Origin of the sequence: Methylophilus sp. 5 (assembly GCF_000515275.1) — a bacterium.
Classification (GTDB): Bacteria; Pseudomonadota; Gammaproteobacteria; order Burkholderiales; family Methylophilaceae; genus Methylophilus.
Genome location: NZ_KI911560.1, coordinates 2,876,349 through 2,893,090, shown reverse-complemented (window position 1 = coordinate 2,893,090; position 16,742 = coordinate 2,876,349). Strand labels below are relative to the sequence as shown.

The window sequence follows — 16,742 nt, the reverse complement described above, 5'->3', positions numbered from 1 at the left end:
CGCTTTTTGCTGGAAACCATATGTTAGTCGATTCGCATTGCCATCTTAATTTTCCCGAACTGGTCCAAAATATGGACCAGGTGCTTGAGAGCATGCAAAGTAATCAGGTGGGGCATGCTTTGTGCGTGTCGGTGACGCTGGACAAATTTCCAGAAGTGCTGGCGATTGCCGAGCAATACCCGAATATTTACGCCTCAGTGGGCGTGCATCCAGATTACGAAAACATCCAGGAGCCAACAGTAGATGGCCTGGTCAGTTTGGCGAATCATGCAAGAGTTGTCGCCATCGGTGAAACCGGGCTGGATTACTTTCGCCTGACCGGTGATTTGGAGTGGCAGCGTGCGCGCTTTCGTACCCATATCCGCGCGGCCAAAGCCACCGGTAAACCACTGATTATCCACACCCGCAATGCGGCCGAAGACACCTTGCGTATCATGCAGGAAGAGGGCGCTGCAGAGGTGGGTGGTGTCATGCATTGTTTTACCGAAAGCTGGGAAGTGGCACAGGCTGCGATTGCGATGGGCTTTTATATCTCGTTTTCTGGCATCGTCACCTTTAAAAATGCAGTGGCCTTGAAAGAAGTGGCGCAAAAGGTCCCGTTGGGCAGCATGTTGGTTGAGACGGATTCACCTTACCTGGCGCCTATCCCTTTTCGTGGTAAAACCAACCAGCCGGCGTATGTGCGGCATGTGGCAGAAGAAATTGCGCGTTTGCGAGAGGTGCCATTGCAGCAGATTGTGGAGGCGACGACGGCAAACTTTTTTAATCTGTTCAAACACGCCCAGCCATGCAATTAACCATTTTAGGTGTCGGTTCCAGCGCGGGTACGCCCGCCGTTGGTTGCCGCTGCGCGACCTGTGTCTCGACTGACGTGCGCAATAAGCGCACACGTTGCTCCAGCATGGTCACATTGGACGATGGCCGGGTGATTTTAATCGACACCTCGCCTGACTTAAGGCAGCAGGCCTTGCGTGAACACATGTGCCGGGTCGATGCCGTGTTATACACGCACACCCACGCAGATCATTTGCATGGCATTGATGACCTGCGGGCTTTTTGCCAGATCAACCGTTGCCAGATTCCGCTGTATAGCTACCCTGAAGCGATTGCGCATATCCAGGATAAGTTTGGCTACACCTTGCGTGATCCTATTCCGCAGTATTGGGATTTGCCGGTGTTAGCCGCGCATGTGGTCGAGGCGCCATTTGAGGTGGCTGGGCAATGGGTGACGCCAGTGCCGGTGATGCATGGCAAGATTCGCATTTATGCGTACCGTATCGGTAACCTGGTTTATATGACAGATGTGTCAGAGATCCCTGAGAGCTCATACGATTTATTGCAGGGGGTGGAGCTTTTGCTGATTGATTGTTTACGTGAAAGCCCGCATCCCACCCATGTCAGTGTATCGCAGTCGCTGGCCCTGATTGAGCGCATAGGCGCCAAACGCAATGTGCTGATTCATATGACGCATGAGCTGGAATACCGTGCTTTGCAAGCCAGATTGCCAGCCCATATTGAAGTCGGTTACGACGGCATGCAACTGCATATTTGAGGCTTGCTCTGCAATAATAGCCGGGCGCTGGTCAACCGAATTCAGTCATAAACAGTTATACTTTCACAAAATAATCATTGAGAACGATCAACTTGATTCGTTTGAAAATTTAATACGTTGGATTTTGGATAACAGGAATTAAAACATGAAGTTATACGCAAAAATTTCAGCAGTAATGGTTGCCACCTCATTGCTGTTCGCCGCCACGTCTGCATTTGCTGGTAAAATCTACAGCGAAGACGAGTTCATTACCGGCTTTAGCGGTAAATCAAAAAAAATCATCATAGAAAAACTGGGTCAGCCGTTTAAAAAACAACAGTCAGTCAAACCCAGTAATGCCAACAGCATGATAGGCAACGTAGCCAAACAGCAAGATAACTCCAAACCGGTGCAGGTCGAAATGTGGTACTACAAAAACCTGGTCAAATATGATGACAAAAATACCTACAAAGAAACCGAAGTGACATTTGTGAATGACCGCGTCATGAATATCGGGTTTTTCAATAACCGATAACGACTGCTGTTCTGCTTAAAAAGCTGTGTGTTTACACGGCTTTTTTTACGTCCATCTTCATTACACCTGCGCCTCTGCACCGTATTCTTTCCCTGCGCCGACTTCACGGCTGTTAGTTTTTGTTTGTTAATATTGGTTATTTAAATTAACTAATGTTAAAATTTATGTCTGTCTGTAGGAGTGCCTGCAGGTGAGCATTATTTATTTCAGACTAAAAGCAGAGCGTCATGCCGTGTATCTCCTCTAAACAACCAATCTGGTTATTGCATCGTGTATTCAGTGGGCTGCTATTGCTATGTAGCGTTTTACTTAGCCAGGCAGCGTATGCGGCGGCGATTGATTTACCTCAAGAAAATGCCCAGCAGTATCAGCGGCAACTAGAGCGCGCACGTCAGCTTGAGCAACAACAACAGCCTGCAGTCGATGCGCGTGATGCTGCAACCAAGCTGCAAAAGTCAGCCTTGCAGTCCTCAGAAGTGATGCCCATCGAAGAATTACCTTGTTTTGCCATCCACAAGGTGAGTTTAAGTTCTGCTGATAACACGCCGGTGGCGCCTTTTCAGTTTGCACTGGATAACACGTTGAAAGCGGGCGAAAAAGGTGAGCCATTGCTGGGGCGATGCTTTGGTGTCTCAGGCATTAATGCCTTGGTTGCCAGAGTGCAAAACCGCATCATTGCACGCGGCTATGTCACCACTCGCGTGCTGGTTGGGCCACAAGATTTAAGTAGCGGCCACTTAATATTGACGGTGATCCCCGGCCGTATTCATAAAATCCGGTTGGCGGCAGACGCTAATCCGCACGTGTCGTTATGGAATGCGATACCTATGCAAGCGGGTGATTTGCTGAATCTGCGCGATATTGAGCAGGCGCTAGAAAACCTGAAACGCGTGCCGACCGCAGATGCGGATATCCGCATTGAGCCTGCCAGCGCAGAGGATGTTTCCACGCCAGGTTTAAGTGATGTGGTGATTCAATACCAGCGACAATTCCCGGCCCGGGTGACATTGAGTGCCGACGATGGCGGCACGCGTTCTACTGGTCGTTATCAGGGCGGTGTGACCGTGTCGCTGGATAGCGTGACCACACTCAATGATTTGCTATATGTAAGCCACAACCGTGACTTAGGCGGCGGGCAGGATGGCATACGCGGCAATGAAAGTACAACGGCCAGTTACGCCATTCCATGGGATTACTGGATGTTTGGAGTGACGGCCTCCAACAGCCACTTTTACCAGCAAGTGGCAGGCATTAACCAAGGCTATATTTTTAGCGGTGACAGCGAAAGTGTAGAGGCCAAGTTGGCACGGCTGGTTTTTCGTAATGCGTTTAATAAAACCACATTGTCCGTTAAAACCTTTTTACGTAGTTCTAGCAACTATATTAATGAGGCAGAAATCGAGGCGCAGCACCGACGTGTGGCTGGCTTTGAATATGGACTGGATCAAAGTTGGTACTTAGGCCGTGCGGTGTTTGATTATCGCCTCGCTTACCGCAGGGGCACGGGGGCCTATCACAGCCTGGCTGCGCCAGAGCAGGCTTTTGGCGAAGGCACATCGCGCATGCGGCTTTGGCTGGCAGATGTCAGCTTTAGGGCACCTTTGCAATTGCCTATGCCGTGGGGCACCCAAGCCTTGCAGTACAGCGCCAATCTGCGCGCGCAAAGTAACCTCACCCCGCTCACGCCGCAAGACCGCTTTAGCCTTGGTAACCGCTATACCGTGCGTGGTTTTAATGGTGAGCAATTATTGCTTGGCGACCACGGCTGGTTTTGGCGCAATGAGCTATTAGTGCCATTTGCCAGCAGTAGTCACGCTGCTTATCTGGGGGTTGATTACGGTGAGGTAGGCGGGCAATCCACACGCTACTTACCTGGCAAGCAACTGGCGGGTGCTGTGATTGGCCTGCGCGGCAATGTGGCGGTGAAGGCTGCGCAGCTTAATTATGACTTGTTCTGGGGGCAGCCGTTGCATGTGCCGGAAGGCTTGCAGGCGGATGGCAGTGTGACCGGATTTAATCTGAATGTCAGCTTTTAGCGGTTGACGATAGCAAGTAACGCCAAGTGAGATTGCAATGAACAAACAAATCTACCGTATTGTGTTTAACCAGCTGCGTGGTGTGTGGATGGTGGTGGCCGAGCACGTGAGTGGCAGAGGCAAGCTTAAAAGTAGCCAAACAGCAGCGGGTATTCAGGCTTTGCCACACCCGCCGTTGCAGGCAGCAATCAGCCGCAGCGCACGATGGGCTTTGTTGGCCTTTGGCGGTATGTTGCCGTTTGTGGCGGCACAGGCAGATATTGTGGCTGACCCAGGCGCATCTGCGCACCACCAACCGCTAGTGACCAATGCGGCCAATGGCGTGCCATTAGTGAATATTCAAACACCTGACCACAACGGGCTCTCGCACAATACCTATCAACAGTTTGATGTCATGCAAAATGGCGTAATTCTCAACAATAGCCGCACTAATGTGCAAACGCAGTTGGGTGGCTGGGTGCAGGGTAATCCTAATCTGGGTGCAGGCACGGCGCGCACCATTCTTAACGAGGTCAACTCTTCGCAGCCCAGCTTGCTTAATGGTTTTATTGAGGTGGCCGGTAGCCGCGCGCAAGTGATCGTGGCTAACCCGTCTGGCATCAGCTGCAATGGTTGCGGCTTTATTAATGCCTGGCGCGCCACGCTGACCACTGGCGCCCCGGTATTTATTGGCGGCGACTTGACCGCCTATCGCGTCACCGGCGGCGTGATTCAATTTTTGGGCGCAGGCCTCGATACCAGCGCTGTTGACTACACCGATGTGATTAGTCGCGCCGTGGTGGCCAACGCGGGCGTGTGGGCCAAAACACTCAATGTTGTGCTCGGCACCCAGCAGGTCAATGTGGCCAGCAATGGCGATATTGGCACGCTTACCTCAGTGGCTGCAAGCAATGAGCCCACACCACTGGTCGCGCTGGATGTCGCCGCGCTGGGTGGCATGTATGCAGGCAAAATACACCTGATAGGCACTGAGTTGGGCTTGGGGGTGAATAACCAGGGCGTGATCGCGGCGACTACCGGTGAGTTAAGCATGGATATTAACGGGCAGTTGAGCAACCACAATACCCTCGTGGCGCAGGGCAATATGGATCTGAAGAGTCATAGCCTGCAAAACACTGGCGAGGTGTTGTCAGGGGCTGCCATGCAGATTGAGACTGGCGATTTAAACAACCAGAATAAAATCACTGCAGCCACGTCAATGACCGTGAATGCTGATCACATCAGTAATAGCAATGCCTTATTGGCTGCCGGGCAGGATATGCATGTGATTGCTAATCAATTATCCGGTGATGGCAGGGTGCTTGCGGGCGGCAACTTAACGGCCAACTTGCAGCAAGACTACTTGCAAACCACAGGCCTAATGCAGGCCGATGGCGATTTGTTATTGACATCACAAGGCAGCATTGTGAACCAGACCAGCCTGCTGGCAGGAAACAGGCTGCTGATTCAGGCCGGGCAGTTAAACAATAGCGGCGAGTTAAGCGGTGCCAATACCGAGTTGGATATCGTTGATACGCTGATTAACAGCGGGTTGATTGATGGCATTAACACATTTATTAACGCAGATACCTTGACCAATCAAGGTCTGGGTCAAATTCTGGGTGACCATGTGGCGATACAGGCGCGCCGCCTGAATAACCTGGCGCAAACCGTGAATGGGGTGAGCCGCTCGGCCACCATTGCGGCCCGCGAGCGCCTAGACCTCGGTATATCCGAGACTCTGGTCAATCAGTCCAAGAGCCTGATTTTTAGTTTGGGCGATATGGCGATCGGCCGCACGCTGGATGCACAGCACGCCGCCACTGGCCAGGGCGATAGCCTGATGAATAATGACGCCACCATAGAAGCCGATGGCAATATGCTGATCAATATGGCGTCTATCCAGAACCTGAATGCAGGGGTGACGACGGAGTCTGTAGAGGTAGGCACCACCCATTACGACCAGTTTACGCCCCGAGGCGAAGGTGGCTTATATAACAGTGCAGATTATCCCGCCTGGCGCATTGGCAACGAGAATATCTCCTGGCGGTATGGCAGCACTTATAATTTGCCGTTTAACTTTAGGGAATACTGGCGCTATATTTACCATGGCACCACTGCTGAGACACGCATTGCTTCCAGCCAACCTGCTGACATCATCGCAGGTGGTCACCTGAATCTCATTGGCAATGTCACCAATAATGACAGCCGCATCATCGCGGGTGGCGATTTAACCCACAGCGGCGGCAGTTTAAACAACCTCAATATCACCGGTGACACCACCACGACCTATAGCGGCACTGCTTACTATTATGACTACGATGGCGATGGCGGCGGCTTTGATTACGATATTGACCGTTATCCCTATCGACCAGCGCCAGCGGTGACTACCACCACGCTACCAACCACGCAGTATCTGGCCAATACCACCGCCACCAGCAATGGCCAGGTGGCGAGCCTAAATAGCAATAGCTTAGGCAATCAACAGCCAGATGCCGTGCGCGCAAACTCCTTGGCCAGCCTTTATCGCCAGACTGACCCGAGCGCCAGTTACCTGATTGAAACCAGCCCGCGCTTTGCCAGTTATGGGCAATGGTTAAGCTCAGACTACATGCTGAGCCAACTCAGTTACGACCCGGCCTATCAAACCAAACGGCTGGGCGATGGGTTTTACGAGCAACGGCTGGTGCGCGAGCAGATTAACCAGCTCACCGGCAGGCGCTTTCTGGCAGGCTATAGCAACGACCAGGCACAATACCAAGCCCTGATGACCAATGGCGTCACCTTTGCCAATACCCATCAGCTAGTGCCAGGCGTGGCCTTGAGTGCCGCACAAGTGGCACAGCTCACCAGTGATATTGTCTGGTTAGTCACGCAAAACGTGACACTGCCAGACGGCAGCACCACGCAAGCGCTGGTGCCGCAAGTGTATACGCGCTTGACGGCCGGTGACTTAAGCAATGCCGGTAGCCTCATCTCCGGCCAAACGCTCAATATCAACCTCAACACGGCGCAATCCGGGCAAAATACGTTAATCAATAGCGGTACATTGTCGGGGCAGCAAGTGCTGTCAATCCAAGCCGATAATATCCAAAACCTGCTAGGCCAAATCACCGGTAAAACCGTCAGCCTCAATGCGCAGCAAGATATCCTCAACCAGGGCGGCAGCATCAGCGCGCAACAAGCGCTTGCCCTCAATGCAGGCAATGACATCAAGATTGAAAGCACCACCTTTAATAGCAATAACAGCGCACAAACCGGCTTGCAACGCGGCGCACTCGGCTACTCTGAGCGCACCGGCATAGACCGTGTGGCAGGCCTGTATGTGACCGATAGCGCCAATGGCGTGCTTGTTGCCATGGCTGGAGGCAATATTGGGCTCGATGCTGCACACATCAGCAATCGCAGCGAAAACGGCCTCACCGCACTCTCCGCCGGAAACAATATAGACCTGACTACGCAACAAACCGGACTCAGTACCAGCACCGGCGTCGCTAAAAACTACATCAAACGCAGCACCACAGAAGAAGTCGGCACGCAGATCAACACGGCTGGCGATATTCAACTGCAAGCAGGCAACAAACTGGAGATGCGCGCGGCCAATGTCACCAGCGATCAAGGTAACATCAGTGCACAAGCCAGCGACATCGACATCACTGCTGGCAAAGCCACCCTAGACACTGAGCAATACCGCAAAACCAAAAAGTCTGGGTTTATGAGTAGCAGTAAAACTGAGCGACGGGATACCGTGCATGACGAAACCGCCATCGCCTCAAGTTTGAGTGCAGAGAGCATTAACCTGCGTGCAGGTAACGCCCAAACACCGGGCAACTTGAATATCACCGGCTCAGATTTAGTCGCCAGCCAAAATGTCGCTTTAAGTGCTACGGGTAATGTGACTGTGACTGCCGCACAAGAAACGCATCAAGAAACCCACGATTATAAACAGTCTAAAACAGGCTTCTCGGCTAGCAGCACTAGCGTTGGCTATGGCTCCAGCAAACTCAAGCAAAACACTACCATCACCGAGACGACGCAACGCAGCAGCACGATTGGCAGTGTAGAAGGGGATGTATCAATCGAAGCAGGTAAGGCTTACACCCAAACCGCCAGTGACGTAGTGGCCCCGCAAGGCGATATTGACATCACCGCACAAAAAGTAGACATCACCTCTGCTGATGAAACCTACCAGCGCACTGATAAAATGAAGTATAAGCAGAGTGGGGTGAGTGTAGGGATTAGTAATCCCGTGGTATCAGCAATCCAGACCACAGACCAAATGAGCAAAGCCGCTGGTCAAACGGACGACCCGCGTATGCAGGCACTGGCAGCAGCCACCACTGCGCTCAGTGTTAAAAATGCAGCAGATGCTGTAAAGACTGGCAGTGCTGGCAATTTTGCTGATCAGGCAGGCGGCATTAGTCTCAACTTTAGTATTGGTAGCTCCACCGCTAAATCCAGCAGCCAGACCCAGCAAAGCGTGGCTAAAGCCAGCCAGGTGAATGCGGGCAATAATGTGCGTATCACCGCCACTGGCGCAGGCAGCGAAAGTGATCTTACCGTTGTAGGTAGTCAGTTGAATGCCGGGCAAGACCTAAGCTTAAGCGCACAAGATCAACTCAACCTGATCGCCGCTAAAAACACGCAAACCCTACAAAGCAGCAATAAATCCTCCAGTGCCAGCGTCGGTGTCTCCGTCGGCCTGGGCAGTAGCGGCGCAGTCACCCCCACTGCCAGTTTTAACAGCAGCCGCGGTAAAGCGAATGGCGCAGACACTAGCTGGACAGAAACACAGGTGAGCGCAGGGAATAAAGCCACATTACAAAGTGGCACCGACACCACACTCAAAGGCGCACAAGTCAAAGCTAAACAAGTGGTTGCTGATGTAGGCACCTCAGGCCAAGGCAATCTGAATGTCGAAAGCCTGCAAGACACTGCTACTTATCAATCCAAACAAAGCAGCAGCGGCGCCTCTGTCTCATTCGGCAGTAACGGCATCCCCACTGGCGGCAGCGTCAGCGCAGGCAAGCAAAAGATTAATAGCGACTACGCCTCGGTGAACGAGCAATCAGGCATTTATGCCGGAGATGAAGGTTTTCAGGTCAATGTGAATGGCAACACCGACCTCAAAGGCGCCATTATTGCGAGCACCGACAAAGCCATCCAGGACAATAAAAACAGCCTGACCACTAACACACTCACAACCAGCGATATTCATAACAAAGCGGAATATGATGCCAAAGCAATCGCTGCTTCTGTTGGCGTGGGTTCTCAAACCGGCAAACCAACACTATCAGGTGCGGGTTATGGTAAAGACAGTGGAGATGCAACCTCTAAAACAGTCACTGCTGTCAGTGGTGGTGATGTTACTATCAAAGACAATGTTTTACAGCAAAGCCAATCCGGTAAGGATGCGACTGCCACGCTTGTATTGCTGAAGCGTGATGTGCATATCGATGACAAGGGGAATGCTGTCGATGGTCAGGGGAATGCTGTCGATGGTCAGGGGAATGCTGTCGATGGTCAGGGGAATGCTGTCGATGGTCAGGGGAACAGTACCGCTGCCAAAATTTCACCAATATTCGATGCAGACAAGGTAGCCAAGGAGATTCAGGCGCAGGTACAGATCACGCAGGCATTCAGTCAACAGGCTTATCAGGCGGTTGGCACATACGTGCAGGAAAAGCGCCAAAATTTGCAAAACCAGCTTAAAGCAGCAACAACAGCAGAAGATAAGGCTGCAATTCAGGCACAACTTAAGGAGTTGCGAATAGAAGAGCAGGTAATGAATGTTTTAATCGGTGCGGTTGCAGGTACCGGTGGGGCAGCATTTGCTAAAGAGAGTTTGTCAGCTGCGGCAGATCAAATGCGGCGGCTGATGATTGATGATTCGAAGAAGTTTGTTGGTGTCATAGATGCACAAAACAAGGCGCTTGATAATATCGCAGCCGAAAGCTCAGGTGTGCGTGGTGATGACAGTAAGGTGGGTGGTACACGCGTCGACCTAGATATGTTATGTGGGCAAATGAATGAAAGATGTGCTAAGCAACAAGATGCGAATGGCAATGATATCCTCGATCAGAGAGGCATACCAAAGCTAGCGTTAAATGAACAAGGATTTGTCGTATTTAATGCAAAGAAAACCGATGGTTCAATAATGAGTTTAAATGAGTTTATTGAAACTTCTGAAGGGCAGAACATGGTAGGGCCAACTGGCGGAATACAAGGGGTTAAAGGTACTTTGTTTGGCAAGCCTTATGAACCTGGTAGCTGGCAAGATAAGTTGATTGAGTCCTTTGCAGGTAGCCATGATTATATAGGCGGCAGTTTAAGCGGCTTATACGATGAACAAGGTAATATCAGGCGAGGCATGTCGGCTAGCGAAAAGTCAATCTACGATAATTTAGTGACGACCTCTGCAATACCTGTGGCTGCACCTTTTGCCGCATCAGAATTACTTTCGGCTGAGATTTGGCAAGCTATTTCGATTTTATTAAAAGGCGCAAAATGAGGAGTGTTGAAGAACTATTGTTAATTTTATTAATTAGTTTCACGCTTACCGGATGTTATAAATCATGTGCTACTGGAGACCCGTTAGGGTTATTAACTTATTGTGATAAAGCTTCACAGGCAAGACTTTTTAACCCCAAACCCTATGGTGCACACTGGATTAAGGAAAGAATGACGAAGGAGAGTCGGCGAGTGGATATTGCAGCTTGTGGTGCCAAAGGAAATGAAAGTGTCAATTTTTTACCTCGAGAAATTCAGGCAGCAAAACAGTCTGATGATACTAACAGTATAAGTGCAGAAGGACGGCTTACCATGAGGTGGGCCGAATGCATGCGAGATAAAGGTTATGCTTATCTGGAATATTGCGATGCACGTTGCCAATATCCATAAAGTGTAATTTATGGACTGTATCTTGGTAGCACAGATAGCGCCACCAGCGTGCTCATCTTTATAGTCGGTGACAATAACTGTCCAAGCCCCCGTAGGCAAGTAACAAGAGAGTGGGGTCTTGCATTTGAGCATTTTCATGGCTATGTTGGATTGCAAAACCTGCCCCCCTGTGTATACATGACGAGCAAGGAAATACCAAACGAGGAATGGGCAGTACAGAGCGATTTATTCGAGATAGAGTATCCGAACTGGCAATACCCCTATCAGCTCCATTTGCAATGGCAGAGTTCTTGCCTACAGAGGTTTGGACAGCAATTTCTATTTTATTGAAAGGCGCTAAATGAGATTAGTAAACCTATCCATAACGCTTGGTTTAACTTGTGTTCTTTCTGGTTGCCTGTGTATGGGATGCTTTGTCCCGCAATTACCTCCCCCGCCAAAAACACAGATAGACGATTGGGAAAGGTCTGAAACTTCCTCAGAAGTTCGCTTGGCTGACTGGCAGGTGTGTGGAGGACAAAAAAATGGCGATGTGCCTAGAAATCCGAAAAATGCAGTTGAAGGTGAAAACATTCAGCAGGCCTTTAAGAGGCAAAATGCCGAACACCAACGTTGCCTGATTCGTAAGGGCTATCATTATATTGGGCTTTGCAGTACAGAATATTGGAAAACCATGCCAGCTTGTGGAACACCATAGTTGCCTCAATTTGTACTTGCTCGACGTAGAGCGGAGGAGTTGTTAAAGATAGTCACTTCTGAGTCATCTGATGGAGCATGTCAGCTATTGATCGTCGGGGGCAGAGTAAAACTGAAGCATCGCCTTTTTTACTCTCACTCAAAGTATCTGCCGGTGATGGTGGTTTCAACATTAACGTTAACAATAACACTCACCTCAAAGGTGCGGTGATAGACAGTAGCCTTGCCGCACAAACCCAAGGTAAAAACACCCTCACCACCGGCACGCTCACCACAGAAGACCTGCACAATCAGGGCGACTACAAAGCGAGTGCCAGCAGTGTTGGCGTGAGCAAAAACCTCAGTCTGAATCCAGCCACCCAAGGCGACCAACAACCCGCAGGCAGCCCTGCTGGCACCTTGGCACAAGCAGGCATAGGTGGCTTGGCCGTGGCAGACAGCGGTCACGCCGAAGGCGCCACAAAGAGTGCGATTGCTGCAGGCACAGTCACTATTACCGACAATGCCAAGCAACAAAGCACCACCGGCAAAGATGCCCAGCAAACCATCGCCACCCTCAATCGCGATACCCAACACGCCAACGGCAGTATAGATAACCCGTTTAACCAACAAAAAGTGCAAGAGCAGCTAGAGTTTCTACAACTGGCTGGTCAACTCATCATCCAGCCTGTTGCCGCAAAAGTCGCCAAGTGGATAGGCGATACCCTGGATGGTACAAGTAAGGTCGCTGCTCATGCCGTGCTCGGTGCAGCCGTTACGACCTTGCTAGGCACAGGCTGGCAAACGGGTGCTGCCGCAGGCGCCTTAGGCGACCTCCTGCCACAAGCGTTAGAAAAAGCGTTTGAGAAAGACGAAAACGGCAGAATCAAAAACGAAGAAGCGTTTAAAGCCGCTAACACAATCATTAGTGCAGCGCTTACAAGTGCTACGGGTGGCGACATTGCCAACACCATCAATGCGGGTATGGTGACGCAGAATGCGGTGGCAAACAATTATTTAAAACATCAAGAAATTGGCAAATATTGGGATGCTGTTGCCGCCTGCTCTAAAGGTAACGATATTGCTTGCAAACAAAGAGATGAGTTGAAAGCTGAAAGCGATAAGCGCGATGCAAAATTAGCTGCATGTGAAGGCAATACAAGCAGTCAGTGTAATAGTCTGCGCAAAGAAGTACGCTATGCCGAGGCCGAAATCATTAGAAATGGAGGGTATGGCTTTGAAAGTGATTTGCGCTCACTTGGTACACAAACCCAAGCAGATAAAACCTTTGTTTCTGTATTAGATACTACAGAAGGTGTTTTGCAAGGTGGTGTGCATGCAATTGCTGATGGCATTGCTGCATTAGGTAATGGTATTAAAACAGTCCTTATCGCGGCATACGCCAGAGAAGGCAGCCCCGCACAAAAAGAAGCAATAGAGGCTGTTGTTGATACAGGTGCTTCACTTGCCGCACTCACAGATCCAGAAGTGCTTGCAAAAGTAATTAATGGCGCTACCGCTGCTCAACGTGAACAAATCGCAGCAGCATATGAAAATGGCGACGCAATTGCATTAGGCAGAGTCACTGGTGCGGTACTTAGCAATCTGGTCGGCGCTGGAACCATCAAGAATACAGGCAAGATCGCAGAGGCCGTTAAGGTCGCTGAAAAAGCGGCTGTCACAGAAACGGCCATTGCCAAGAGTTTGCTCAGTCGAGCAGATGTCGATGCAGTGAAGCAAGTGAGTGCTGGTAGCAAAGGCAATTGGGATAAAGCCATTAACAGCAGCCTAGACACAAATACTGCTTACGTATTGGATAACGGGCATGCCTACATTACCGATGCAACAGGGCGCGTGAAAGAGGTAACCGGTAATTTAAATCTCACTACCATGGAGAGAAATCTTTATCAGCAATGTGTTACCGGGAAATGTGGCAATGCTGGTGATGAGGGTGGACACTTGATTGCTTCTAGTTTGGGTGGTGCAGGTGATAAAATTAATATCGTGCCGCAGGCGGCTACGCTTAATCGTGGTGATTGGAAAGCGATGGAAAACCAGTTGCGCGAAGCATTGAATGCTGGCAAAGATGTGAGTGTGAAGATTGACATCGGATATCCAGCAAGCGGCGGTGTGAGGCCGAGTGAGTTTAATGTGACGGCGACTATTGATGGCAAAACAGTGCCATTCAGATTTAAACAGTGAGGAAATAATGCAAATCAATTCTACCGAAGATGCCTACATGGCATTAGCTAAGTATTTGCAAGCCTTTATTGGAGTCCGCGATTGGGATGTTGCGGTTTGTAAAATGCATATTTATTCAAAAATGGCAAAAGGCTCTCAATGGTTGGAGTGCAAGAGAATCAGAGAGGAACAAGGCGGATTCGAAGATAACACGGGTGCGATTTGGGATGGCTTAGATGCTGCCCTTTTCCTCCGTGACAACCTCTTGGCGACCACCGGTGAGCGTATATGGGGACTTACCTTTACCCTTTATCCTGATGGTAAATTTAATATTGAATATGACTACAATAAACCAGCTGACTATGAAGAAACAGATGAGCTGATTGCTGGTGACGAAATCGCACAGGGTTTAGCTAATTTAAACAAGGATAAATAGTTAATATTTAGCGTCAAACCGCTAGCGAAACGGACAACCTGCGCATGCAAGCGCTCGCGGCAGGCACTGCAGTCCTGGCTGGTAAAAATGCCTATGACGCCGTGAGCGCCGGGATGGCAAAATCAGGTGCCAATGTTGCCCAGCAAGCGGGCGGCGTGAATGTCAGCCTTTCGATTGGCAGCTCCAAGAGTAGCAGTACCTCAACCCAAACCAGCAACACTGCACAAAGCAGTCAAGTCACTGCCGGGCAAAACGTCAATATCACAGCCACCGGGGCAGGTGAACAATCTGACATTACCGTGATTGGCAGCCAGATTAAAGCGGGTAATGACGCTAGCCTGAAAGCAGATGATCAGGTAACCCTGCTTGCTGCCCAAAACACCGACACCCTCAACAGTAAAAACAAAGGCAGTAGCGCCAGTGTAGGCGTGAGTTTTGGAACAGATGGTTTATTGTTTACTGCAGGAGCAAGTGGCAGCAAAGGCAAAGCGAATGGCACCGACACCACCTGGACTGAAACCACGGTAGAAGCAGGTAACAAGGCCAGCATAGCAAGCGGCACAGACACCACGCTCAAAGGTGCACAAGTCAAAGGCAAGCAAGTCATCGCTAATGTGGGCACCTCAGGTCAAGGCAACCTGAATGTGGAAAGCCTGCAAGACACCAGCGCTTATAAAGACAAACAGCAGAGCGTGGGTGCTAGTGCTTCTGTTGGCTATGGTCGTTGGGGCGCCAGCGCAAACGTGAGCGATAGCAAAACTAAAAGCAACTACGCGAGTGTGCATGAGCAAACTGGTATTTACGCCGGAGATGAAGGTTTTCAGGTCAATGTGAATGGTAACACCGACCTCAAAGGCGCCATCATCGCGAGCACCGACAAAGCCATACAAGACAATAAAAACAGCCTCACCACCAACACACTCACTACTAGCAATATTGAGAACAAAGCCGAATATGACGCTAAAGGGATGAGCATAAGTGCAGGTGTTGGCGTCATCCAACAAGCCAACGGCGGTGGCTTTAAAGCCAGCCCCACGGCCAGTGCCGGTAGCAGTCACTTATCTGACGACACTAGCAGCGTCACCGTTAGCGGCATCAGTAGTGGGCAAGTCAACATTACTGACAATGCAGCCCAGCAGCAAACCACCGGCCAAGACAGCGCAACTACTGTTGCGACACTCAACCGCGATGTCAAAGTCAACGCAGAAGGTAACGCAGTGGATAGCCAAGGCAACGCTACCGCAGGCACGCTCAAGCAGATATTTGATCAAGACAAAGTGCAACGTGAACTCAATGCACAAGTGCAAATCACGCAGGCCTTTAGTCAGCAAGCGCCAAAAGCTGCTGCGGACTATGCGCAAAGCCAATACGACAAACTCAAAAACACAGACCCCAGCGAAGCTGCCAAATGGGCTGAAGGTGGCATTTATCGTATTGCCTTGCATACCGCACTTGGCGGTTTAATCACAGGTGATGTGAGCGGTGCTGCAGGGGCAGGTGCGGTCGCCAGCGCTGCGCCCTTGCTCAATCAACTACAAAGCAAAGTCACACAAAGCCTCACACAGGCAGGTGCTAGCAGTGAAACCGCCAGCACGGTGAGTCAAGCCGTTGCACAACTGACTAGTATGGGTATTGGCAGTGCTATCGGAGGTGTAGCAGGGGCAGGTGCTGCCTTGGTGGTGGATACTAATAACAGGCAGTTGCATTGGAGCAACTACCTTAACGAAAAACAGAGTTGTAATAAAAATCCGTCAGCCCAAGGATGCAGTACGATTTTAGCGATGAGTGGCACTAGCTCTAGGCCTTTGGACTCCTCCATCAGTGGTATTTCTGACCAAATGGTCATTGGTAACTTTGATGCACAAGGGAATCTTGTTAGTTACACCATCGCCGATAATAGTGGGCAGCCAAAATTTATTATGCAGCCTTTAGAGTTTGAGGTTTACCGAAACACAACACCTGGTATTCGTGCAATGATGGAAACCTCACCACAGTGGGCGTTGGATTATGCCTCAACGGTTATTTATCAAGCAGCAGGGCAAACGGATAAGGCAATTGATCATGCTGCGACTACTCTGACTAATAAGCAGATGTGGGTTGAGAATGCGGTTGGGTTGCTTGGTGGCGTGTTGGCGGGTGCTGAGATTAGGGCTGCGCAAACAATAAAGCAAGTTGAAGCGTTGGGTATTCCCGACAATATCAATGTTAGTGCACAGTCTAGACATATTAGTCTAATTGATGGAAGGAGTTCACTTATTGCGAACCCAAATGAGTTGCTAGCAGGAATACATAGTGGGGCGTATACAATAGTTCGCCAAAATCGGCCAGGGACTGTATTGATTGATTTTGGAAAAACTATTGGCAACTTCTCGGATAACGGCGTTCTAGTTGGTCCAAGTCAATATGGATGGGTAAGTTATGGAAAGAATGGAGTTCATATTTATCCTGCTAATCCTGTACAAAGGTAAT

Annotated in this window: 10 protein-coding genes; all 10 read left to right on the top strand. The window is 50.1% G+C overall.

Features of this window, described 5'->3' with window-relative positions; genetic code table 11:
• Positions 1-20 precede the first annotated feature (20 nt).
• The 10 genes from METH5_RS0113970 to METH5_RS15100 all read left to right on the top strand — a co-directional run bounded on the left by METH5_RS0113970 (position 21) and on the right by METH5_RS15100 (position 16,741).
• On the top strand, positions 21-797 hold the full coding sequence (locus METH5_RS0113970; protein ID WP_029149087.1) for a TatD family hydrolase: 777 nt from the start codon (positions 21-23) through the stop codon (positions 795-797).
• Positions 788-1,552: an MBL fold metallo-hydrolase gene (locus METH5_RS0113965; RefSeq protein WP_029149086.1), complete on the top strand. Its 765-nt coding sequence runs from the start codon at positions 788-790 to the stop codon at positions 1,550-1,552. The genes METH5_RS0113970 and METH5_RS0113965 overlap by 10 nt, the downstream gene beginning before the upstream one ends.
• Before the next feature lie 145 nt (positions 1,553-1,697).
• A complete protein-coding gene (locus tag METH5_RS0113960) occupies positions 1,698-2,066 on the top strand; it encodes a DUF2845 domain-containing protein (protein WP_029149085.1) in 369 nt (122 codons plus the stop codon).
• Positions 2,067-2,293: 227 nt separating this feature from the next.
• Entirely contained in the window at positions 2,294-4,102 is a 1,809-nt protein-coding gene (locus METH5_RS0113955; protein ID WP_051412977.1) for a ShlB/FhaC/HecB family hemolysin secretion/activation protein, read from the top strand.
• Between the two features lie 37 nt (positions 4,103-4,139).
• On the top strand, positions 4,140-10,592 hold the full coding sequence (locus tag METH5_RS15110; RefSeq protein WP_036307982.1) for a hemagglutinin repeat-containing protein: 6,453 nt from the start codon (positions 4,140-4,142) through the stop codon (positions 10,590-10,592).
• Positions 10,589-10,981: a hypothetical protein gene (locus METH5_RS15105; RefSeq protein WP_051412975.1), complete on the top strand. Its 393-nt coding sequence runs from the start codon at positions 10,589-10,591 to the stop codon at positions 10,979-10,981. Before METH5_RS15110 ends, METH5_RS15105 begins: the two co-directional genes overlap by 4 nt.
• Positions 10,982-11,321: 340 nt before the next feature.
• Positions 11,322-11,678, top strand: a complete 357-nt coding sequence (locus tag METH5_RS15700) for a hypothetical protein (RefSeq protein ID WP_157381527.1) — start codon at positions 11,322-11,324, stop codon at positions 11,676-11,678.
• Positions 11,679-11,755: 77 nt separating this feature from the next.
• Positions 11,756-13,858 carry a DNA/RNA non-specific endonuclease gene (locus METH5_RS15835; RefSeq protein ID WP_029149083.1) on the top strand — a complete coding sequence of 701 codons (2,103 nt, stop codon included), beginning with the start codon at positions 11,756-11,758 and terminating at the stop codon, positions 13,856-13,858.
• Positions 13,859-13,865: 7 nt separating this feature from the next.
• Entirely contained in the window at positions 13,866-14,273 is a 408-nt protein-coding gene (locus tag METH5_RS0113935) for a hypothetical protein (RefSeq protein ID WP_029149082.1), read from the top strand.
• 44 nt (positions 14,274-14,317) lie between these two features.
• Positions 14,318-16,741 (top strand): hemagglutinin repeat-containing protein, encoded by a 2,424-nt coding sequence (locus METH5_RS15100; protein WP_036307979.1) that lies wholly within the window; start codon positions 14,318-14,320, stop codon positions 16,739-16,741.
• The last annotated feature ends 1 nt before the right edge of the window (position 16,742 follow it).

What these genes read in the sequence shown, in the direction of transcription:
- METH5_RS0113955 (WP_051412977.1), top strand. Translation starts at nt 2,294, where the DNA reads ATGCCGTGTATCTCCTCTAAACAACCAATCTGGTTATTGCATCGTGTA.
- METH5_RS0113970 (WP_029149087.1), top strand. Translation starts at nt 21, where the DNA reads ATGTTAGTCGATTCGCATTGCCATCTTAATTTTCCCGAACTGGTCCAA.
- METH5_RS0113965 (WP_029149086.1), top strand. Translation starts at nt 788, where the DNA reads ATGCAATTAACCATTTTAGGTGTCGGTTCCAGCGCGGGTACGCCCGCC.
- METH5_RS0113960 (WP_029149085.1), top strand. Translation starts at nt 1,698, where the DNA reads ATGAAGTTATACGCAAAAATTTCAGCAGTAATGGTTGCCACCTCATTG.
- METH5_RS0113935 (WP_029149082.1), top strand. Translation starts at nt 13,866, where the DNA reads ATGCAAATCAATTCTACCGAAGATGCCTACATGGCATTAGCTAAGTAT.
- METH5_RS15105 (WP_051412975.1), top strand. Translation starts at nt 10,589, where the DNA reads ATGAGGAGTGTTGAAGAACTATTGTTAATTTTATTAATTAGTTTCACG.
- METH5_RS15700 (WP_157381527.1), top strand. Translation starts at nt 11,322, where the DNA reads ATGAGATTAGTAAACCTATCCATAACGCTTGGTTTAACTTGTGTTCTT.
- METH5_RS15110 (WP_036307982.1), top strand. Translation starts at nt 4,140, where the DNA reads ATGAACAAACAAATCTACCGTATTGTGTTTAACCAGCTGCGTGGTGTG.
- METH5_RS15100 (WP_036307979.1), top strand. Translation starts at nt 14,318, where the DNA reads ATGCAAGCGCTCGCGGCAGGCACTGCAGTCCTGGCTGGTAAAAATGCC.
- METH5_RS15835 (WP_029149083.1), top strand. Translation starts at nt 11,756, where the DNA reads ATGTCAGCTATTGATCGTCGGGGGCAGAGTAAAACTGAAGCATCGCCT.